This window comes from Streptomyces sp. NPDC111520 (assembly GCF_055635295.1).
Genome location: NZ_JBVKBW010000007.1, coordinates 12,296 through 33,768 on the forward strand (window position 1 = coordinate 12,296; position 21,473 = coordinate 33,768).

A 21,473-nucleotide genomic window follows, 5' to 3' on the forward strand; every position below is an offset into this window, starting at 1 on the left:
CCGTGCGGGCCGCGCGCGCGGCCGGATCCCCCCGACCCTACCCGGAGGGGGCGGGGTGCGGGCGGCTGCCCGTACCCCGTCCCCTCCGGCGCGCCTCACGCGGAGTGGACGGTTCCCGCGTAGCGCTGGACGAAGCGGGTGCCGGTGCCCGCGGTGACGGTCACGTCGTAGCGGCCGCCGTCGGTGCGCCAGGTCACCCGGGTGCGGTCGCCGGGGCGGACCCACACGGTCTGCTCCTTGCCGGCGAAGTCGTTCGGCGTGAGCGTGAACGCCGCCTCGGTGCCGCCGTCGTTGCGCAGGTAGAACTCGACGGCCGCGTTCTCCGGCCGCCCGTCGTGCCGCAGGGTCGCCGTGACCGCCGGGACGGCCACGTCGTCCTGCCCGTCGGGGACGACCGTCCCGGAGAAGCGGCGGACGAAGCCGTCGGCGCCGTGCACGGAGAAGTCGTAGCGGCCGTCGGTGGCCGCCGCGTCCCACTCGTAGGTGCGCGTCGAGCGCGGCGGCACGGTGAACGGCGTGCCGGTGAAGGGCAGCGCCGTGTTGGGCAGCACGGTGAAGTGGTAGCCGACGGTGCCGTCGTTGGTGAGCCGGCAGATGACCTTGCCCTTCGCGCGGTCGACGGTCACGTCGGCCCACGGCCGGTACGGCAGCGGGCGGTGCGGCCGCCGGCCCTCCTCCTGCCCGGGCATCTCGGAATGGTCGGGCACCTTCACCGCGGGCAGCGCGTTGCCCGCGTCCGCCTTGGCCATCAGCGCGACGGTGTCCGGCAGCCGGGGGATGCTGTAGTCGGGCCTGGTGAAGTCGAAGCAGCTGGTGAGGTCGCCGCAGACGGTGCGCCGCCAGTCGGAGATGTTGGGCTCCTTCACCCCGGTGACGCGCTCGAGGAAGCGCACCACCGACGTGTGGTCGAACACCTGGGAGTTGACCCAGCCGCCGCGCGACCACGGCGACACGACCCACAGCGGCACCCGGCTGCCCAGGCCGATGGCCTTGCCGTTCGCGAACTCGTCCTTGGTGCCGGGCTCGGGGAACGGCGGGATGACGTGGTCGAAGTAGCCGTCGTTCTCGTCGTACATGAGCAGGAAGACGGTGTGCTTCCACACGTCGGGATTGGAGAACAGCGACTGCAGCGCCGTGTTGACCCAGTGGGCGCCGTAGTCGGGGCTGGCCGCGGGGTGTTCGCAGAACAGGTACGGCGCCACCAGCCAGGAGACGGTGGGCAGGGTGCCGTCCTTGCAGTGCTTGTCGAACGCCGTGAGGTCGAACCTCGTCATGGCGTTGATGTAGCGCGGGTCGTCCTTGGGGAACTCGTGGAACTGCTTGAAGTACGACAGCGCGTTGTCGTCGTAGTCGCCGTCGCGGTCGTCCGACCCGTCGGGGTTGTGGTAGACGCGCCAGGTGACGCCGGCGTCCTGGAGGCGCTCGGCGTACGTCGTCCAGTCCGCCACCGGGTTGCCCGTGACCGGGGTGTTGTCGGTCCAGGGGCCGGTGGTGCCGTCGACGCCGGGACCGGCGGTGCCGGTCCACAGGTAGAGGCGGTTGGGGTCGGTGGGCCCGTTCAGCGAGCAGAAGTAGCCGTCGCAGAGGGTGAAGGCGTCGGCGAGGGCGTACTGGTAGGGGATGTCCTCACGGGTGAAGTAGCCCATGGTGCGCTCGCCCTTGGCGGACACCCACTTGTCCATGGCGCCGTTGTTGACGGCCGAGTGGCCGCTGTCCCAGTCGTGCGGGAGGCCGCCGGCGTTCTGGGCGTTGTACTTGGTGGTGTCCATGCGGAACGGCAGGAGGTGGCCCTCCTCGCGTCCGCGGGCGGGCTGGCGGAACACCGGGTCGCCGTTGGACAGGACGGCCGCCTGGCGGTCGCCGAAGCCCCGTACGCCGCTGAGGGTGCCGAAGTAGTGGTCGAAGCTGCGGTTCTCCTGCATGAGGATCACCACGTGCTTGACGTCCTCGATGCTGCCGTGCCCGGGGCCGTGCCCGGTGGCCTCCGCGGTGGCGGGGAGGCCGACCGCTGCGGCGGCTCCGGCGGCGGTGCCGATGAAGGCCCGGCGGCTGAACTCGGTCATGGGTGAATGTGTCCTTCGGGTCGTTCGGGGGTCAGCCGCGGGCGGACAGGGAGAAGGTGACGACGGCGGCCGCGTGGTCGGAGGGCCAGCCGTTTCCGGCGGCGTCCGGGACGGGGCGGGGCCAGCCGGTGACCAGGGTGTGCGCCTCGACGACCTTGAGCGGGCCCGCGTACTGGACCTGGTCGACGCGGTCCTGGGGTTCGGCGCCGCCGCCCTCGTGCTGCGGCCGGACGGGCGACCAAGTGGTGCCGGGGTCCTTCACGGGGTTGGAGTGCTCGGCGCGGAAGGCGTCGGTGAGGCCGGCGTCCTCCAGGGCCTCGGTGACGGGCCAGCGCAGCCGGCCGGTGCCGCCGTGCGCGGACGACGTGCGGCTCGTCCAGTCGCGGTGCGACGGCGAGGCGAGGCCGGCGGCGAGGACGACCGGACCGCGGGAGGCGATGTCCCGGCGCATGGCGGCGACCAGGGCCTGCGTCTGCCGGTAGCGCACGGTGCCCTTCTCGGCGGCCTCGACCTGCGCGGCGGTGCGTCCGGCGAGCACGGCGTAGGGCCCGTAGTCGGCCTCGTCCAGCTGCGCGGTCCACAGCCGTACGGTGCGGTCGCCGGGCAGCCGCAGGGTCGCGGCGGCGGCGGGAAGGGAGGCGGTGGGGGCGAGGGTGTCGGTGAGCGGGTGGCGGCTCACGATGCCGAGGCCGCCGGCCTGGTGGGCGTGCCAGCCGAGTGCGGCGGCGAGCCGCTGGGCGCCGTCGTCACCGCACTCCTGGAGCGCGACGGCGTCGAGGCCCTGGGTCAGCACGAGCCGCAACTGCTTCTCCAGCGCGCCGTCGACGTGGCCGCCCGCGTCCCACAGGTTCAGTGCGGCGACCTTGAGCGTCAGCCGGTCCTTGCTCGTGCGGACCGGCACCTGCACGGTGACGGTGTCGCTGCCGGTGGCGCTGTCGGTGACGGAGACGACCAGCCGGCCGGGCGTACGGGGCGCCGTGGACGGGGCCTTGCCGCTGACGGTGCCGTCCGCGGCGACGGCCAGCCAGGGGTCGCCGCCGGCGCGCCGGAAGGTGGCGCTGCCCTCGGCGTTGCCCTCGGGCCGGATCCACAGGCCGCCGAGTGCGACGGAGAAGGCGGTGCCCGCGGTCTGCGCGGCGGTGGTGACGGCGTCGACGGCGGCGTGCGGGCGCGGGATGACGGGGCGCGGCACGAAGCTGAAGGGGGCGGTGCGGGCGAGGATGCCGTAGCCGTCCTTGGCCAGCAGGTAGGCGGTGTACGGGCCGCCGCTGAGGCCGGAGGTGTCGATGGTGATGTCGCCGGACGCGGCGGGGGTGTACTCCCAGGCGAGGGAGGCGCCGTTGCCGGGGACCCGGTCGCCGTCGTAGACCCCGATCCAGTTCTTGGGGTGGGGCGCGTCGGTCGTCCAGTGGAAGGAGAGCTTGTCGCCCTCGAACGGCTTCGGCGTCCGCAGTTCGACGGAGTCGCCGGTGGGCGGGCCGGCGAAGCTGAACGGCTCGGTCTTGGCGAGGACGCCGTAGCCGTCCTTGGCCAGCAGGTAGACGGTGTACGGGCCGCCGCTCAGGCCGGAGGTGTCGAGGGTCGTCTTCCCCGACGTTCCGGTGACGTACGTCCACACCAGGGAGCCGGCGCCGCTGCCGGGCTGCCGGTCGCCGTCGTAGACGCCGATCCAGTTCTTGGGGTCGGGGGCGTCCGTCGACCAGGTGAAGGTGAGTTTGTCGCCGCGTTGCGGAGGCGTCGTGGAGTCGAGCGCGACGCTGCTCCCGGATGCGGCGACCTGTGAGAGGGATGGCACGGTGTTGGGTCCTCTCCGCCCCGGCGCCGCCGCGGCGGCGTACGGGTGGGCAAAGTTGTCTAGATAACTTCGCTCCCAGCAAGCCGTCCCATGGCGACGAACCCGTGAACGACGGGTGGCCGCCGACCGGGAATCTGGCGGAAATCTGAGGATCATGCACAGGGTGGCGCGGGCCGTCCGCCGCCCCCCGTAACCCTTCTGAGCAGCGGTGTCACGGACAACGGGGCGCCTGCGAGGACTTTCGCGCACGGAGCGGCGGCCTCCCCCCGGACTGCGGCCCGGGGGAAGGCGGCGTCATGCACCGTTCAACGGTGCACACTCCGTTGCGCGCAGGGCGGCTCGTTCAGCAGCTGAGGTTGCCGCCCGGGGCGACACCCAGGATCTGGGTGAAGCGCTGGTAGTTGTTGACGCGGCTCTGCACCTGCGCGGGGTTGCGGCCGTCGCATTCCAGGGAGCCGTTGATGGAGCGGATGGTCTGGCCGAAGCCGGCCTGGTTCACCATGGCGTTGTGGGGGGTCATGGTGCCGGGGCCGCTCTGGGTGTTCCAGTACCACAGGCCGGTCTTCCAGGCCACGGCCGCGTCCTGCTCGACGAGCCAGGGGTTGTGGAGCAGGTCGATGCCGAGGGCGTCGCCGGCGGCCTTGTAGTTGAAGTTCCAGCTGAGCTGGATCGGGCCGCGGCCGTAGTAGGCGGCCTGGCCGGCGGGGCAGCCGTAGGGCTGGCTGGTGTCGCAGTAGTGCGGGTAGTTGGCGGTGTTCTGCTCGACGATGTAGACCAGTCCGCCGGTCTCGTGGGCGATGTTGGCGAGGAAGGCGGCGGCCTCCTGCTTCTTCACCGTGTCGCTGCCGGTCTTGGCGAAGCCGGGGTAGGCGGAGAGGGCGGCGACCAGTCCGCTGTAGCTGTAGAAGGAGTTGCGGCCCGGGAACATCTGGTTGAACTGGGCCTCGCTGACCACGAATCCGGAGGGGTTGCCGGGGTTGCCCGGGTCGGTCGTGCCGCCGCAGGTGCCCTGGTCGGCCCAGACGCCCCACTGGCCGGTCGTGCCGGGGGTCTCGCCCTGCGTCCACCACTTGGCCTGCCAGTTGTGTCCGCCGTAGGAGGCGGTCATGCCGCCGGTGTAGACGGCGCCGGCGCTCCACGCCGCGGCGCAGGAGGCGGCGGAGGCCGTGCCGGCGGGGAGGGCCACGGCCAGGCCGGCGGCGGCCGTGAGGGTGGTCAGGGCGGCGAGGGTACGTCGCATCACCGTAACTGCTCCTTGTGTGGGGGGAGTTGTCGCGCTTCGCACTGAGCAATGAACCGGATTGGCCTATACCTGTCAAGGTCTAGACCAACATCGCCCGCCTGCGGCCCGACCGGCCTCCGGCCGCGCTCCCGCCGCGCTCCCGCCGCGCGCTCCCGGTCCGGCCCGCACGGCGGGCGGCCGACGTGCAGGGGGCGGCGGGCAGGCGAACAATGGAAACGGCGGAGGCGGCGTCACACGCACGAGCTGGGGTGTTCGGCCATGGGCGGCATTGACGAGCAGGCCCTCCGGAGCCTGCGGGAGACACTGAGGGGCCCGGTCACCGCGGTGGGGGACCCGGGCTACGAGGAGGCCCGCGGCGTCTACAACGCCATGATCGACAGGCGTCCGGCCGCGATCGCCGGATGCGTCGACGTGGCGGACGTACGGACCGTGCTCTCCTTCGCCCAGGACACCGGGCTGCAACTGGCCGTACGCGGCGGGGGACACAGCGGTGCTGGACTGTGCGTGGTCGACGACGCGCTGACGCTCGACCTGACGCCGATGCGCTGGGCGTACGTCGACCCGCGGACGCGGACCGCCCGCGTGGGCGGCGGGAGCCTGCAGGGCGACCTCGACCACGCGGCGCACGCCTTCGGCCTGGCCACCCCCACCGGGACGGTGTCGACCACCGGGCTCGGCGGTCTCACCCTCGGCGGCGGCCACGGGCACCTGACCCGCGGGTACGGGCTGACCATCGACAACCTGCGGTCAGCCGATGTGGTCCTCGCTGACGGGACGTTCGTCACCGCGTCGGAGGACGAGCACCCGGACCTGTTCTGGGCCCTGCGGGGCGGCGGCGGCAACTTCGGCGTGGTCACCGAGTTCACCTTCGGGCTGCACCCCGTGGACACGGTCGGCGTCGGCCTGACCGTCTGGCCCGTCGACCGCACCGGCGAAGTGCTGCGCTGGTACCGGGAGTTCCTCCCCGCCGCGCCGGAGGACCTCAGCGGCTTCCTCGCCCTGCTCACGGTGCCGCCCGGGCCCCCCTTCCCCGAGCCGCTCCACGGGCGGAAGGCGTGCGGCGTGGTGTGGTGCCTCACGGGCGAGCCCGAGGAGGACCGGCTGGCGCGGGCCCTGGCCGTCGTCGAGGAGCCCGGCCCGCCGATGTTCCACTTCACCGCGCCCATGCCCTACCCCGCCCTGCAGAGCATGTTCGACGGGCTGTTCCCGAAGGGGTTGCAGTGGTACTGGCGCGGCGACTTCTTCGACGCGATCACGGACGAGGCCGTCGCCGTCCACGAGGAGTACGGCCGGAAGCTGCCCACCGGCCTGTCCACGATGCACCTCTACCCGGTCGACGGGGCGGCCCACCGGACCGGCGGCGACGGCACCGCCTGGGCCTACCGGGACGCCGTGTGGTCCGGCGTCATCGCCGGGATCGACCCCCTGCCCGCCAACGCCGGGGCGGTACGCCGGTGGTGCGTCGACTACTGGACCGACCTGCACCCGCACTCCATGGGCGGCGCCTACATCAACTTCCTCGGCGAACAGGAGGGCACCGACCGGGTCCAGCACACCTACCGCGGCCACTACGACCGGCTGGCCGCGGTCAAACGCGCCTACGACCCCCACAACTTCTTCCGCGCCAACCAGAACATCCCGCCCGCCACCACCTGAGCGGGCAGGGCGGCCGGAGGGCCCGCGCTGGACGCACGGCACGACGTGCCAGGGTTCCCCCGTGACGTTCCACGAGGACCTGAGCCCCTACACGAGTCGCCCGAGGACACCTTCTGGGAGGGCGAGGGCACCCGCGTCGTCTCCTTCACCCCCCGCTACCGGCGGATCAACATCGGATGGCTGACGGCGGAACACCCCCACACCGTCGGCCCGCCCCCGCCCGGATTCGTGCGGCGACTCGGCCGCGTCCTGCACGGCCAGTACGTCAACGCCACCCTGGGCTGGCACGCCTGCGAACTGTGCGAAGCCGCCGGCGACGTGCGGGGGGCGCCCCGCGGCAGCAGCGAGATCCGCGTCCCGGCCTCACCGACGGAGGTCTACGCGGCGCCCTTCCTCATCGGCCACCACGTACAGGCACACCGCTACCTCCCCCCGCGGCCCTTCGTCGAGGCGGTGTCCGCCCGGCACGACACCTGGCGCGACGGCCCCCCGGCCCCGTGGCTCCCCGACGACGCACGGCGACTCGACTTCGAGGCCGGCGACTGAGCGGGCGGTGTCACGGGCGCCCCGTCACGGCGTGCCAGGCGTCGCCGTTCCCGGCTCCCGGGTGGCCTCGGCCATGAACTCCCGTGCCCGCGCGACCACGCGGCGCGCCTCGGTCCGGGAGAGACCTATGATCTCGGCGATCTGCGCGTACGGGAAGCCGAAGGCCTCCCGCAGCACGTAGGCCGCGCGCTCGCCCGGCGTGAGTCCGTCCATCAGCGTCAGCGTCGCGACGTCCAGCGCCTCCCCGTTCCCGGCGCCCACGGTGGGGTCGTCCGCGGTCGGCACCGGATCCGGCAGCCAGGGGCCGACGTAGCTCCGCCGGCGCGCCCGGGCGGAGTGCAGCTCGCCGATCGCCAGTCGGGTCACCATCATGACGAGGTGCGCGTCCGGCACCTCGGCCGGACCGGCGCTCCGCCGGCGCGTCCAGGCGTCCCGCAGGACGTCCTCGGCCTCGCGCACGCTGCCGAGCATGCGGTAGGCGATCCCGAACATCAGCCTGTGGGCGTCGTCGAACGCGGCGTCCGCTTCCCGGAGCTCCTCCGGGACGACGTGCGGGTCCTCCTCGGGCGGCCGGACGGGCCGGGATGCGGTCGACGAGGTCGTCTTCAGGCCGGACGCGGACATCGGGGACTCCTCTGGGTGGACGGCGCCCGTGGAGGGCGATGGCTCCACCCTCCCTCCGGGGCACCGCCCGCCGCGCCCCGGAAGTGCGTGGTCCGGTGCGTGGTCTCCCCCCGGGGTCTCGCCCGGGGGGGGTCCGCACGGGGACGGTACTCAGCCGGCCCGCACCGACCGGGCGTCCCCGTCGTCCCCGTTGTCCCCGTCGTCCGTGCCGTCCGCCTCCGACAGGGCGCCCCGCAGGGCCCGGCGCGAGCCGATCCCGAGCTTCATGTACACCTTCCGCAGGTGCCACTCCACGGTGTGCGGGCTGATGAACAGCTCCGCGCCGATCTCCGGGTTCGTCATGCCGCCGGCCGCGAGCGTCGCGATCTGCGACTCCTGCGGTGTCAGCGCGCTCGCCGGCCCCGCCTCCCGCACCCGGACGCGCTCGCCGCAGGCCAGCAGCTCACGCCGGGCCCGCTCGGCGAACGCCTTCGCCCCCATGCCGTCGAACATCCCGTGGGCCGTGCGGAGGTGCTCCCTGGCCGACGAACGCCGGCGGCTGCGGCGCAGCCATTCGCCGTAGAGCAGGTGGGCACGTGCCAGCTCCACGGCCACCACCACGCGGTCGCGGCCGAACTCCTCGATCGCCGTCCGGTACAGGGCGTCGGCCTCGTCGCCGTCGGTGAGGAGCGCCCGGCTGCGGGCGGTGACGCCACGGGCCCACCCGGAATCGGCGGCGCGGGTGAGCTCGACCAGCCGGTCGAGCGAGGCCCGGGCCTGATCGGGCTCGCCGCACCGCGTCGCGGCCTCGACGTGCTCGACCAGCGACAGGCCCGTGAAGTTGAACCCGTCGTGCTCGATGCCCGTACGGGCGGCCGCCAGGGCCCGGTCGTAGCGTGCCAGGCCGTTGAACAGCACGCCCTGGATGTAGCCCGTGACGCCCAGGAGGGAGACCTCGCCGCGTTGTACGGCCCTGGCCTCGGCCTCCTCGATGAATCCGGCGGCGGCCTCCTCGTCGCCCCGCCACGCGGCCAGGACGAGCGTCGCGTACGTATGCGGGGCGTGGCCGGTCGCGGCGGCGATCGCGTCGGCCTCGTCGATCATGCGGGCCGCCTCGGCGAAGTCGCCGGTGTGGATGTGCACCCCGCTCGCGTAGATCAGTGCGGGCGGCAGTGCGCCGAGCGCCCCGATGTCGCGGGCCAGGCGCACCGCACGCGTGGCCAGCGTGTCCCACGCCGTCAGGTCCCAGGCGTAGTGGATGAACGCCTCCAGGGCGACCGGGGCCAGGAGGAGCCAGCGCATCGTCGCCTCCCGCGTACCGACGTCCTCGTGCGCGAGGGGCTCCAGCGCACGGCGCAGCGCCGGGCCACCGGTCTCGAGGTCACCGACGAGGAGGGTGGCCACACCGTCCAGGAGCAGGTCGGCGGCGCTCGAGCACGAGGGGGGCGCCCCGGACCCGCGGGCCGCGACCGCCGCGGCACGGGCGCCCGCCGGACCCTGCAGCCGGCCCGCGAAGACGGTCGCGCCGATCGCCTCGAGGTAGGTCTCCCGCGCCAGGGGCGACCCGGCTGCGGCGAACTGCGCGGCGGCGTCCAGGAACAGGGGTGCCGCCTCGTCGCTGCGGCTGCGGGCGAAGAGGATCCTGGCCCGCAGGCGCGCCACGCGGGCGCGGTCCAGGGGGCCGAGGGGGCACAGTTCGGCCAGCGTCGCCAGCGCCGTGGCCCGGTCGGGCGAGGCGGCCGAGAAGTGGGCCTCGGCGGCCGCGAGCGCGCGGCGCCCCCGCGGCCGGGGGTCGGGCGTCACCTCGGCGGCCCGCTCCAGCAGTACGGCCTCGGCGGCCATGCCGCCGCGCAGCCGCGCGCGGCCGGCGGCCTGCTCCAGCCCCGCCGCGACGTCCTCGTCCGGCCCGTCGACGGCTTGCGCGGCGTGCCAGGCACGCCGGTCCGGGTCCAGGACCGGGTCCGTGGCCGTGGCCAACGCCCGGTGCACCGCGCGGCGTTCCTCCGGACCGGCCTGACGGTAGACCGCCGAACGGGCCAGCGGGTGCCGGAACCGGACGGTCTCGCCGAACTCGATCAGGCCGGCCGCCCTGGCCGGTGCGGCGTCGGGGGCGATCTTCAGGGAGGTGGCCGCACGGACCAGCAGGCGCGGGTCGCCGACCGGTTCCGCCGCGGCGATCAGCAGCAGCGTGCGGGTCGGCGCGGGCAGCGAACCGAGCCGGCCGGCGAAGTCCCGTTCCACGCGGCCCGCCACCGTTCCCTGGACGCGAGGGGAACTGGAGTCCAGGCCGTACGCCAGCTCGGCGGCGGTCCGGCCGCGGGAGAACTCCAGCAGCGCGAGCGGGTTGCCGTGCATCTCGGCCACGAACCGGTCCCGCACCCGCTTCTCCAGCCGGCCGCCGACGGCTGCTTCGAGGAGTTCTCCGGCCGCGGTGGTGTCGAGACCGCCGATGCGCATCTCCGGCAGACCGGCGAGTGCGGCCCGCCCCTCGGGGTCGCGTACCGCGAACGTCATCGCGACCGCCTCGGCGAGCAGGCGCCGCGCCACGAACTCCAGTGTCTGCAGCGACACCTGGTCCAGCCACTGGGCGTCGTCGACCACGACGAGCACCGGCCGGGTCTCCGAGGCCCGGGTGAGCAGGGTCAGCACGGCGAGGCCGACCAGGAAGCGGTCGGGCGGCTCTCCGGCCGCCGTCCCGAACGCCACGCGCAGGGCGTCGCGCTGGGGTTCGGGCAACGCGTCGACCTCGGCCAGGAACGGCGCGCAGAGCTGGTGCAGGCTCGCGTAGGGCAGCTCCATGTCGGCCTCGATGCCGCTCGCCCGGGTCACCGTCACGTGTGACGCCCGGGTGGCCACGTACTCCAGGAGCACGGACTTCCCGATGCCCGCCTCGCCGCGGATCACCCGCACCCGGGACCCGCCGTCGCGCAGACCGGCCAGCAGTTCGTCGAGCGCCGCGCACTCGCGCCGCCGGCCGACCAGGGTGGGAAGGGGGTCGGCGGTCATGCGACGCGGCTCCTGGAGGCCGGGGGGACGGGGTCCTGACCGCCTCCCCCAGGGGCCGGTCCACCGCGGGGGACGGAGCAGACGACGCTTTCTGTGAGAGGCATGCCGGGAAGGACGTTCACCACCACGTGTCACCACAAACTGTACGGATGGCCCGGGACCGCCGGGGAGGGCGTTGCTCCGGGCGTTGCTGGGCGTGCCGGACAAGGAGACGTCTCCCCGGCGCGACGGCGGGGCCGACGACGTCACTTGGACGGCGGCGTCACCGCCGGGGCACCCTGAGGTGCCGTCGTTGGGCCAGTTCCTCCTCGCCGACCACGGTCAGCACCGGGGTCCCGGGCGGTGCGAACATGACCACCACCAGCTGGGACTGCGCGTCGGCGAGGTTGTTGGCGCCCTGGTAGTGGATCACGTCGCCGCCGGGCTCGAAGAGGGCGTCACCGGCCTTGAGCACCCGGGGCGCCTGACCCTCCAGCTCGAAGAGGATCTCGCCCTGCGTCACGTAGCCGAAGACCGGCCCCGGGTGCCGGTGCGGCGGAGCACCCGCGTCACCGGGCGGCAGGGTGACCCGGATGGTCCTCGCCTCGGCGCCCGCCGGGATCCGCCCCGCCGCCTCCGGCAGGCTCCCGACCAGTTCGACACCGGGGGGCAGGTGTGCGTGCTCAGCGCCCATGTGTTCCTCCAAACAGGGAATGTCCCCCACGAGGACAGGACACCCTCCCTGTTTGTGACACCGGGCCTCGAACTCGGCCGGAACATGCCACGGCCACGGCCCCGGCGGCCCGTGCGTCACACCGTGGCGGGGGCCGGGACGCAGCTCCCGGCCCCCGCCACGGGGCCGCTCAGAAGCCCACGACGGCGTGCGGCCGGTAAGGGCTCTCCAGTTCCTTGAGCTCCTCCTCGGTCAGACGCACGTCCAGCGCGTCGACGGCGTCACGCAGGTGCGCCTCCTTGCCGACGCCGACGATGGGCGCCGTGACCCCGGGCCTGCCCAGCAGCCACGCCAGGGCGACCTGCGCCCGCGACAGGCCGCGCCGGGCCGCGATCGTCGCCACGGCCTCGACGATCACCCGGTCCTCCTCGAGGTAGAGGGTGCCGCCGAACTCGTCGGTGTCCTGCCGGGCGCTGCCGGCGTCCCAGTCGCGGGTCAGCCGCCCCCGGGCGAGCGGGCTCCACGGGGTGACCGCGACGCCCTGGTCGGCGCAGAGCGGCAGCATCTCGCGCTCCTCCTCGCGGTGCAGGAGGTTGTAGTGGTTCTGCATGCTGACGAACTTCGTCCAGCCGTTGCGCTCCGCCGTGTACTGGGCCTTGGAGAACTGCCAGGCGTACATGGAGGACGCGCCGATGTACCGCGCCTTGCCCGACCTCACCACGTCGTGCAGGGCCTCCATCGTCTCCTCGACCGGGGTGTGCGGGTCCCAGCGGTGGACTATGTAGAGGTCGACGTAGTCCGTCCCGAGGCGGCGCAGGCTCGCGTCGATCTCGGTGAGGACGGCCTTGCGGGACAGTCCCGCGCCGTTGGGGCCCGGGCGCATGCGGCCGTGCACCTTGGTGGCGAGCACGATCTCCTCGCGGGAGGCGTACTCGGCGAGGGCCCGGCCGACGATCTCCTCGCTGGTCCCGTCGGAGTAGACGTTGGCGGTGTCGAAGAACGTGATGCCGGCCTCGACGGCGCCGCGGATGAGGGGGCGGGCGGCGTCCTCGTCGAGCGTCCACGGGTGGTTGCCGCGGTCGGGTGCGCCGTAGCTCATGCATCCCAGGCAGATCCGTGAGACGTCCAGCCCGGTCCTGCCCAGTTTCGTGTACTCCACGTCCATGCCTCCGCGTGTGGTGCCCAGGGTCGTCGCCGAACGGCGCTCCCGAGTATGCAAGCCGGTGGATCTTCGCGTCGACGGCGCCCGCGCCGCGACGACGACCTTCGTCCGCATCGCCCGTGAAGATGCGGAAGGACCCTTGTGCGCCACTTCGGGACGTCCGTCACGCGAACGACGTGGGCGATGTCACATGCCCCGATTTGCGCGCTTCATCATGGCTTTGACCTGCGCATTTTCGGAACTCGCCCTTCCACTTCCGATGACTGCGCAGGTCAGGCCCTTGCGTCGACGGGAATGCTCGCGCAGAGTCCTTGCGTATCCGGCCCCGGCCGCGCAGCGCGGCAGCCGGCTTTCCGGGCGGGGGCCAGCCGAAAGGGTCCTCGTCTCACATGCGCAACCAGGCCAAGCACCGCCGCGGGCGTTCCCTGCGGCTCAAGCTGTCCGCCGCGGCTGTCGCCTCCGCCGCGGCCTTCGGCGGCACCGCGTGGGCACTCCAGCAGTCCGGCTCGGACGATTCCGGGGCGGACCGCTCGTCCGGGTCCTCCAAGATCCACGTCACCTCGATCGTGCCGAGCGCCTCCGGACAGCCGGAGCACGGCCTCGTCGAGGCCGACAGCGGGCGCCGCGAGGCGGCGCCGGATGCGGAGGAGGGCACCGGTGCGGCGCCTTCGAAGCGTCCGGCCGAGGCGAAGGCGAAGAGCAAGGCCAAGGCGAAGGCCACGAAGCCGAAGCCCGGGAAAAGCACGGCGAAGCCCGCCACCACCAAGCCGACCCACCCGAAGCCGCCTACGAGCACGCCGAAGCCCCCGAAGCCCACCGACAGCGCCACCCCGCCGTCGACGCCCACGCCGACGCCGACTCCCACGCCGACGGACACGCCGGACCCGACCCCGCCGACGACCACCCCCGCCCCGACCCCGGCACCGACGACCAGCGCCCCGTACACCCCGGAAGCCCCGGCCGCCGACGCGGCCAAGCCCACGGCGGAGACCGCCCCGGGGACGGCACCGGACAGCGCGGACACCGAGCTGCCGCCGCCCTTCGCGGCCCTCCCGCACGCACACGGCCACGGGCACCCGCGCGGCCCCTGGCTGCCGTTCCCGGCGACCGCCCCCGGTCACGCCGTCGGCGCCCCGGGCGGCACCGGCCCGGTCGGCTGAGCCCCCCGGGCCGCCCCCGCCCGCGTGGGCCGGCCGGCGGACCCGCGGCCCCGTTCCACCGTGCCGGCAGGCCCCGGGACCGTACCGTGGGCGTCCTACGGAAGCGAGGGCACCAGGGCATGGGTGACAAGAAGGCGCAGGACCGCCTGCCGCGCGGCGTGTACGAGCGGGAACTGCTGCGGCTGCAGGTCGAGTTGGTCAAGCTCCAGGAGTGGGTCAGAGCCGGTGGGCACAGGCTCGTCGTCGTCTTCGAGGGGCGCGACGCGGCCGGCAAGGGCAGCACGATCAAGCGCGTGACGGAGCACCTCAACCCGCGCACCGCCCGCATCGCCGCGCTCCCCGCGCCGACCGAACGCGAGCGCACCCAGTGGTACTTCCAGCGCTACGTCGACCACCTGCCGGCCGGCGGCGAGATCGTGCTGTTCGACCGGAGCTGGTACAACCGCGCCGGCGTGGAGCACGTGATGGGCTTCTGCACCCCCGAGGAGCACGTGCGCTTCCTGCACCAGTGCCCGATCTTCGAACGGCTGCTGATCGAGGACGGCATCATCCTGCGCAAGTACTGGTTCTCCGTCAGCGACGCCGTGCAGGAGCAGCGCTTCCGGGCCCGCCTGCAGGACCCGACCCGCCGCTGGAAGCTGTCGGGGATGGACCTGGAGTCCATCCCGCGCTGGGAGGCGTACTCGCGCGCCAAGGACGAGATGTTCGTGCACACCGACATCCCCGAGGCCCCCTGGTACGTCGTCGGGAGCGACGACAAGCGCGCCGCCCGCGTCAACATGATCGCCCACCTCCTTGCGAGCGTCCCCTACGAGGAGATCCCGCTCCCCGCCCTCGAACTCCCGCCCCGCCCCGGGTCGACCGGCTACCAGCGCCCGCCCCGCGACCTGCAGACCTACGTCCCGGACCACGCGGCGACCCTGTCCTAGGCGCACGCGGAAATCCGTGGGGAAACCGGGCCCGGCGTGTCCCGGGAAGGGGTCGCGGAGGGCTTCGGGGGCGGTGCGGGCGGGCGAGCTGCCGGGGCGCGGGAGGCCGTGGCCGAGGGTGCCGCCGGGGAGGGGGAGGCGGGCGTACGCGGGGTTCGGGCACGGCCGCTGAGCTGGGCTTTCGGGGACGCGGCGCCTAGCGTTGCCCCATCGGGAAAGGGGATCTGATGGACCGTGGTATCCGCGACGTCGACGACGTGCTGAGGCTCCTGGACGACCTGTTCGAGGCGGGGGCCGACCGCTGGAGCGAAGGGGCGGCGGACTGGTGGGACGCGTTCTACGAGGACCGGTCCCGGCCGGTGCCGTTCTTCGTGGACAAGCCGGACGAGAACCTCGTGGAGTGGCTCGACCGGGGCCTGATCAGGCCGGGCGGCCGGGTCCTCGACCTCGGGTGCGGTCCCGGGCGCAACGCCCGGTACCTGGCCGCGCGGGGGTTCACCGTGGACGCCGTCGACCTCTCCCCCGCCGCGATCGCCTGGGCCGGGGAGCGGGCCCGCGAGGCCGGGGTGGCCGTGCGCTTCCACCGCGGTGACGCCTTCGCCCTGGCCGGGACCACGCTGCGCGGCCCGTACGACCTGGTCCACGACTCGGGCTGCTTCCACCATCTGCCGCCGCACCGGCGCATCAGCTACCTCGCGCTGCTGGACGAACTCCTGGCGCCCGGCGGGCATCTGGCGCTGACGTGCTTCGCGGCCGGCGCCATGGGGTCCGAGCTCGACGACGCGGACTTCTACCGCGAGTCCCGTCTGCACGGGGGCCTGGCCTACACCCCGGACGCGCTGCGCCGGATCTTCTCCGGGCTGGCGGAGGTCGAACTGCGCCGCATGCGCGACGAGCCGGCGCAATCCGCGTGCTTCGGCGAGGACTTCCTCTGGGCGGCGCTGTTCCGCCGCTCCTGACCCTCCCGGGTGATGGCGTCCGGGGGCGGGAGCGGGCACGCTGGGCGCAGGCCGGAGGGGAGGACTCACATGGACGGTGCCCGGCTCGCTTCCTCACGCCCCGCGCGGGCGCTCGCCGCCGCGTTGGTGGCCCTCGCTCTGCTGTCCGCCTGCGGTGGCTCCGGTCAAGAGGCTTCCGTGACTCCCTCCAGGACCGCCGGCTCCGGCCCGCCGGGATCCGCATCCGCCGCGCCGGCCGGCACGTCGCCGGACCCGACCGCGTCCACGTCCGCCTCGGCGTCCCCGCCCCCGTCCGCCACGGCGGCGCCCCGCGCGGTCCGCACGGCCGTCTACTTCCTCCACGGCGGCAAGCTGTCGGCCGCGCCGCGCACCGTCGACGGCCCGGCGACCGCGGCCGAGGCCCTGCGGGCCCTGCTCGCCGGGCCGAGCGGCGCCGAGCGCGGCCAGGACCGCGCGACGGCGATCCCCTCGGGGACGGTGCTGCGTTCGCTGGCCGTACGCGACCGCGTCGCCACCGTCGACCTCTCGGGCCGCTTCGACGACGGCCCCCGAGGCGCGTCCGTCGCGGCGCGGCTCGCCCAAGTGGTGTTCACCGCCACGCGGTTCGCCGGCGTGGAGAAGGTGCGCTTCCGCGTGGACGGAGGCCCGGCGGCCGCCCTCGGCACGGCGGCCGGCGGGCGCCCCCTCGGCCGCGCCGACTTCGAGGACCTCTCCCCCGCCGTCCTCGTGGAGTCGCCGCTCCTCGGTGACACCGTCACCGCGCCGCTGCGGGTGCACGGCACCGCCGACACCTTCGAGGCGGAGTTCCGGCTGCGGCTCTCCGACCGTTCCGGCCGCACGGTCGCCGACGTACGGGTGGCGGCCACCTCCGGCAGCGGCACCCGGGGCACCTTCGACGTGACCGTGCCCTACCGCGCGGCCGGTGGGCCGGGCACGCTCACCGCGTACGTCCTGTCCGCCGAGGACGGCCGCCGGGTCGTCCTGGAGACGGTGCCGCTCACGTTCGGGGGCTGAGGGGCCGAGCGGGAGCGGGCGGACCGTGCGCGCGCCGCCGCACCGGCCGAGACTGGAAGCAGGGGGGCTCGTCCCGGGTCGTGGAGGCCGCCATGAACGCCGTCCGGCAGCCGACGACGGTGGGCGACGTGATGACGTGCAGGGTCGTCGCCGTCACCCGCCTCGCCTCGTTCAAGGAGATCGTGCGGGCCCTGGAGCAGTGGCACGTCAGCGCGGTGCCGGTGGTGGAGGAGGGCACGCGCGTCGTGGGCGTCGTCTCCGAGGCCGACCTGCTGCGCAAGGAGGAGCGCCGGGAGGACGAGCCGCCCCCGGTGGCGTCCACCGCGTCCGCCGCGTCCCGCAAGGCGGCCGCGCTCACCGCCGAGCAGTTGATGACCGCGCCCGCGGTCACCGTGCGCGGCGACGCCTCGCTGGCCCAGGCGGCCCGCGCCATGGCGCGGCACCAGGTCAAGCGGCTGCCCGTCGTGGACGCCCGCGGCATGCTCAAGGGCGTGGTCAGCCGCGGGGACCTGCTGAAGGTCTTCCTGCGGTCCGACGAGGAGATAGCGCGCGACGTCCGGGAGAACGTGGTCGCCCGGCTCTTCCCCGACGCGTGGCGCTCGGTGGAGGTCGACGTCGAGGAAGGGGTCGTCACCCTGAGCGGACTGCTCGGCGACCGCTCCCTGGTGCCGGTCGCGGACCGCCTGGTGCGGTCGGTGGAGGGCGTCGTCGACGTGCGCTTCGACCTGACGCAGAACCGGGTGTGACGGCCGCCCCCGGCGCCGGATGCGAGGGCCGCCGGCCGCGCCCACGCTGGGAGGGGGGAGACAGCTCAGCCCGAAGGAGCGGAACGCCATGAAGGCATGGGTCTTCCAGGGTCCGGGACGCGCCGCCTGGCAGGAGGTGGCCGATCCGGTCCTCCAGGACACGAGCGACGCCATCGTCCGTGTCGACACCGCCGCGATCTGCGGCACCGACCTGCACATCCTGGGGGGCGACGTGCCCGGCGTCGCTCCCGGCACGGTGCTCGGCCACGAGGCCGTGGGCGAGGTCGTCGAGACCGGCGCGGACGTGGACACCGTCCGGCCCGGCGACCGGGTGCTGGTCGCTTGCGTGTCCGGGTGCGGGCGCTGCCGGTTCTGCCGCGAGCAGGCCTACGGGCAGTGCCTGGACGGCGGCGGCTGGGTGCTCGGGCACCGCATCGACGGCACGCAGGCGGAGTACGTGCGCGTGCCGTACGCCGACACCTCGCTGCACGTGCTGCCGCACAACGTGACCGGGCTCGACGCGGTCCTGCTCTCGGACGTCTTCCCCACCGCCTACGAGGTGGGCGTCCTCAACGGCCGGGTACGGCCCGGGGACACCGTCGCCGTGGTCGGCTGCGGCCCGATCGGCCTGGCCGCCGTCGCGACGGCCCAGCTGTGCTCCCCGCACACCGTGATCGCCGTGGACGTGTCGGCGGCCCGCCTGCAGGCGGCGAAGAACCTGGGCGCGGACGCCGTCGTCCCGGCGGGCGAGCAGCCGGAGCAACTGGTCGACGACCTCACCGCGGGGCTCGGCGCCGACGTGGTGATCGAGGCGGTGGGGCTCCCGGAGACCTTCGGGACGTGCACGCGGATGGTCCGGCCCGGCGGCCGGGTCGCGAACGCGGGTGTGCACGGCCGGCCGGTCACGCTCCACCTGGAGGAGCTGTGGGACCGCAACGTCACCATCACCACCGGCCTGGTCGACACGTACTCCACGCCCACCCTGCTGCGTCTGCTGGAGGCCCGGAAGCTGCCCACCGGGGCGTTCGTCACGCACACCTTCGAACTGCACGAGATGGCGGAGGCCTACGACGTCTTCGCGTCAGCGGCCGACACCGGAGCGCTCAAGGTCGTCGTGGGCGGGCCGCACCACGACGTCCTCGTGCCCACGTCCTGACCGGAGCGGGGCGTAAAGGACACGTCAGGGACGCGGCGGGCACTCTTGACGGAATCTTAACGGCGTGACGCGGCCGTACGGGGGATCGGGCGCCGGCCGGTGCGTACGCTGACCAGGCCATCTCGTGGTGGCGGGAACCAGTCGCAGTACGTCAGGAGCATGGATGTCCTCCCCCGTCCCTACGGGTCGCCTGCGCGCGTGGATGCTCGAGGGCCTGTCCGACATGGCCCGGCACCAGCAGGGCGGACAGGCGGTCCCCGAACGGCACGACCACGGCCAGCGCTGGTGGCGGGTCATGTGCCTGACGGGTGTCGACTACTTCTCCACCCTCGGCTACCAGCCCGGCATCGCGGCCCTGGCGGCGGGTCTGCTGTCGCCGGTGGCCACCATCGTGCTGGTGGTCGTGACACTGGCCGGCGCACTGCCGGTGTACCGGCGGGTGGCCGAGGAGAGCCCGCGCGGCGAGGGCTCGATCGCCATGCTGGAGCGGCTGCTGTCGTTCTGGAAGGGCAAGCTCTTCGTCCTGACGCTGCTGGGCTTCGCGGCGACGGACTTCCTCATCACCATCACGCTGTCGGCGGCCGACGCCTCGACGCACCTGGTGGAGAACCCGCACCTGGCGAGCTCGCTGCACGACAAGCAGATGCTCATCACCCTGCTGCTGGTCGCGCTGCTCGGCGCGGTCTTCATGAAGGGCTTCCTGGAGGCGATCGGCGTCGCGGTCGCCCTGGTCGGCATCTACCTGGCGCTGAACGTGGTCGTCGTGGTCGTCGGCCTGTGGCACGTGGCGACCGCCGGGCACGTGGTCACCGACTGGTCGCACGCGTTGACCACCGAGCACGGCAACGTCCTGGTGATGGTCGGGGTGGCGCTGCTGGTGTTCCCGAAGCTCGCGCTGGGCCTGTCCGGCTTCGAGACCGGTGTGGCGGTGATGCCGCACGTCAAGGGCGACCCGTCCGACACCGAGGAGCGTCCCGCCGGACGCATCCGCGACACGAAGAAGCTGCTGACCACGGCCGCCGTGATCATGAGCTGCTTCCTCATCGCGACCAGCTTCATCACCACGCTGCTGATCCCCGCCGCCGAGTTCGAGGCGGACGGCCGGGCCAACGGCCGCGCGCTGGCCTACCTCGCGCACGAGTACCTGGGCAACGCCTTCGGCACCGTCTACGACGTGTCGACGATCTGCATCCTGTGGTTCGCCGGGGCCTCGGCGATGGCCGGGCTCCTCAACCTCATGCCGCGCTACCTGCCGCGCTACGGCATGGCGCCGCACTGGGCGCGCGCGGTACGGCCGATGGTGCTGGTCTTCACCCTCGTCGCGTTCCTGGTCACCTGGATCTTCGACGCCGACGTCGACGCCCAGGGCGGCGCCTACGCGACCGGTGTGCTGGTGCTCATCTCCTCCGCGGCGATCGCGGTGACCATAGCCGCCCGCAAGGCGGGGCAGCGCAACTGGACGATCGGCTTCGGGGTGATCTCGGCCGTCTTCCTCTACACCACGGTCGTCAACGTCTTCGAGCGCCCGGACGGCGTGAAGATCGGTGCCTGCTTCATCGTCGGCATCATGCTGATCTCGTTCCTGTCCCGGCTCGCCCGCGCCTTCGAACTGCGTATCACCGGCATCGGCATGGACGACATGGCCGAGCGTTTCGTACGGGACATCTCCCACCGCACGATCCGCTTCATCGCCAACGAGCCCGACCGGCGGGACGCCGCCGAGTACCGGGACAAGATCAAGCAGATCCGGTCCGACAACGACCTGCCGGCGGAGGAGGACTTCGTCTTCGTCGAGGTGACCGTCGCCGACCCCTCGGAGTTCGAGGCGGGCCTGGTGGTCCGCGGCGAGGTCCTCCACGACCGCTACCGCGTCCTGACCCTGGAGAGCTCGTCCATCCCGAACGCGCTGGCGGCGTTCCTGCTGCACGTCCGCGACACCACCGGACAGCGTCCGCACATCTACTTCGAGTGGACCGAGGGCACCCCGTTCGCCAACTTCCTGCGGTTCTTCCTCTTCGGGCAGGGCGAGGTCGCCCCGGTCACCCGCGAGGTGCTGCGCGAGGCGGAGCCCGACCGCAACCGCAGGCCGCGCGTCCACGTCGGCTGAGCGACGGGGGGGGAGGGCGGCCGGACTCCCGCACGTCAGGGGCGCGCAAAGACCGCGCCGGCGCTCGTCAAGGGCCCGTCAGGGCCGCGCCCCGGCGGGCTCCGCCCTGCCTACGGTCGGCCCCATGGAACGGCGAACGGCTCCGCGGCCCGCGCGGCAGGACACGACCGGTGACCGCCACTGGCGTACCGACCTGCGGCGCGCGCTGGGCTGCGCGCTCGCCTTCCTGTGCCTGGCGGTGGCGCTCGACGCGGCCGCGGGCACGCTGACCGGGCGGCGTGCGGCGCTGTGGCTGGTCCTCGCCGTGATCGTGCTCGTCCTGCTGCACCCGGACCGGGTGACCGCGGGCGACGGGTGGCTTGCGGTACGCGGCCCGCTGCGGGAGCGGAGGGTGCGCACCGACGCGCTGACCGTCGTCCGCCAGTCCCCCGGCATGTCACGGCGCCTGCTCCTGCGGGACGCGCACGGCCGGTGGCTGGAGCTCGATCCCCGCGTCCTGGAGGCCAATCCGCTGCTGTGGCACCGGCTGGAGGGGGACGCGCGGCGCTCCCTCACGGCCGGCACGCTCCGCGAGGGGGCCGAGGTGCTGGGGCGGCTCGGCGCGCGGATCGACGGCACCGCGGCGCGCGCGGTGCTCGACGCGTCCGGGATGCGCTGACCGGCCACGCCGGGGCGC

The 21,473-nt window shown here is 73.7% G+C and carries 17 protein-coding genes; 10 read left to right on the forward strand and 7 right to left on the reverse strand.

What is annotated here, in order from left to right:
• Positions 1–95: 95 nt before the first annotated feature.
• The 3 genes from ACZ7MY_RS17645 to ACZ7MY_RS17655 all read right to left on the reverse strand — a co-directional run bounded on the left by ACZ7MY_RS17645 (position 96) and on the right by ACZ7MY_RS17655 (position 5,098).
• On the reverse strand, positions 96–2,063 hold the full coding sequence (locus tag ACZ7MY_RS17645; RefSeq protein WP_499602784.1) for a phosphocholine-specific phospholipase C: 1,968 nt from the start codon (positions 2,061–2,063) through the stop codon (positions 96–98).
• A 31-nt stretch (positions 2,064–2,094) separates the two neighbouring features.
• Positions 2,095–3,858: an endonuclease/exonuclease/phosphatase family protein gene (locus ACZ7MY_RS17650; RefSeq protein ID WP_499602786.1), complete on the reverse strand. Its 1,764-nt coding sequence runs from the start codon at positions 3,856–3,858 to the stop codon at positions 2,095–2,097.
• Between the two features lie 343 nt (positions 3,859–4,201).
• Entirely contained in the window at positions 4,202–5,098 is an 897-nt protein-coding gene (locus ACZ7MY_RS17655) for a glycoside hydrolase family 19 protein (protein WP_499602788.1), read from the reverse strand.
• A 261-nt stretch (positions 5,099–5,359) separates the two neighbouring features.
• On the opposite strand from ACZ7MY_RS17655, the gene ACZ7MY_RS17660 reads away from it, so the two are divergent.
• Positions 5,360–6,757, forward strand: coding sequence for an FAD-binding oxidoreductase (locus tag ACZ7MY_RS17660; RefSeq protein WP_499602790.1), 1,398 nt, complete (start codon positions 5,360–5,362; stop codon positions 6,755–6,757).
• 45 nt (positions 6,758–6,802) lie between these two features.
• A complete protein-coding gene (locus tag ACZ7MY_RS17665; protein WP_499602791.1) occupies positions 6,803–7,303 on the forward strand; it encodes a DUF7919 family protein in 501 nt (166 codons plus the stop codon).
• Between the two features lie 24 nt (positions 7,304–7,327).
• Here ACZ7MY_RS17665 and ACZ7MY_RS17670 read toward each other — a convergent pair whose 3' ends face one another.
• The 4 genes from ACZ7MY_RS17670 to ACZ7MY_RS17685 all read right to left on the reverse strand — a co-directional run bounded on the left by ACZ7MY_RS17670 (position 7,328) and on the right by ACZ7MY_RS17685 (position 12,723).
• The gene (locus ACZ7MY_RS17670; RefSeq protein ID WP_499602792.1) at positions 7,328–7,927 is read right to left on the reverse strand and encodes a sigma factor-like helix-turn-helix DNA-binding protein; all 600 of its coding nucleotides are present in this window, start codon (positions 7,925–7,927) and stop codon (positions 7,328–7,330) included.
• Between the two features lie 150 nt (positions 7,928–8,077).
• Positions 8,078–10,912, reverse strand: coding sequence for a helix-turn-helix transcriptional regulator (locus ACZ7MY_RS17675; RefSeq protein WP_499602794.1), 2,835 nt, complete (start codon positions 10,910–10,912; stop codon positions 8,078–8,080).
• 262 nt (positions 10,913–11,174) lie between these two features.
• Positions 11,175–11,585 (reverse strand): cupin domain-containing protein, encoded by a 411-nt coding sequence (locus tag ACZ7MY_RS17680; RefSeq protein ID WP_499602796.1) that lies wholly within the window; start codon positions 11,583–11,585, stop codon positions 11,175–11,177.
• A 169-nt stretch (positions 11,586–11,754) separates the two neighbouring features.
• Positions 11,755–12,723, reverse strand: a complete 969-nt coding sequence (locus tag ACZ7MY_RS17685) for an aldo/keto reductase (protein ID WP_499602798.1) — start codon at positions 12,721–12,723, stop codon at positions 11,755–11,757.
• Positions 12,724–13,115: 392 nt separating this feature from the next.
• On the opposite strand from ACZ7MY_RS17685, the gene ACZ7MY_RS17690 reads away from it, so the two are divergent.
• From ACZ7MY_RS17690 to ACZ7MY_RS17725, 8 genes are all read left to right on the forward strand, one after another.
• Entirely contained in the window at positions 13,116–13,886 is a 771-nt protein-coding gene (locus tag ACZ7MY_RS17690; protein WP_499602800.1) for a hypothetical protein, read from the forward strand.
• A 119-nt stretch (positions 13,887–14,005) separates the two neighbouring features.
• On the forward strand, positions 14,006–14,815 hold the full coding sequence (gene ppk2 / locus ACZ7MY_RS17695; protein ID WP_499602801.1) for a polyphosphate kinase 2: 810 nt from the start codon (positions 14,006–14,008) through the stop codon (positions 14,813–14,815).
• 227 nt (positions 14,816–15,042) lie between these two features.
• Positions 15,043–15,774: a class I SAM-dependent methyltransferase gene (locus ACZ7MY_RS17700; RefSeq protein WP_499602803.1), complete on the forward strand. Its 732-nt coding sequence runs from the start codon at positions 15,043–15,045 to the stop codon at positions 15,772–15,774.
• Positions 15,775–15,951: 177 nt separating this feature from the next.
• Positions 15,952–16,788, forward strand: coding sequence for a GerMN domain-containing protein (locus ACZ7MY_RS17705; protein WP_499602804.1), 837 nt, complete (start codon positions 15,952–15,954; stop codon positions 16,786–16,788).
• 92 nt (positions 16,789–16,880) lie between these two features.
• Complete coding sequence (locus tag ACZ7MY_RS17710) at positions 16,881–17,534, forward strand: CBS domain-containing protein (RefSeq protein WP_499602806.1); 654 nt, start codon at positions 16,881–16,883, stop codon at positions 17,532–17,534.
• An 88-nt stretch (positions 17,535–17,622) separates the two neighbouring features.
• Positions 17,623–18,690 carry an alcohol dehydrogenase catalytic domain-containing protein gene (locus ACZ7MY_RS17715; protein ID WP_499602807.1) on the forward strand — a complete coding sequence of 356 codons (1,068 nt, stop codon included), beginning with the start codon at positions 17,623–17,625 and terminating at the stop codon, positions 18,688–18,690.
• A 163-nt stretch (positions 18,691–18,853) separates the two neighbouring features.
• The gene (locus ACZ7MY_RS17720; protein WP_499602809.1) at positions 18,854–20,797 is read left to right on the forward strand and encodes an APC family permease; all 1,944 of its coding nucleotides are present in this window, start codon (positions 18,854–18,856) and stop codon (positions 20,795–20,797) included.
• A gap of 124 nt (positions 20,798–20,921) precedes the next feature.
• Complete coding sequence (locus ACZ7MY_RS17725) at positions 20,922–21,455, forward strand: hypothetical protein (protein ID WP_499602810.1); 534 nt, start codon at positions 20,922–20,924, stop codon at positions 21,453–21,455.
• Positions 21,456–21,473: the final 18 nt, after the last annotated feature.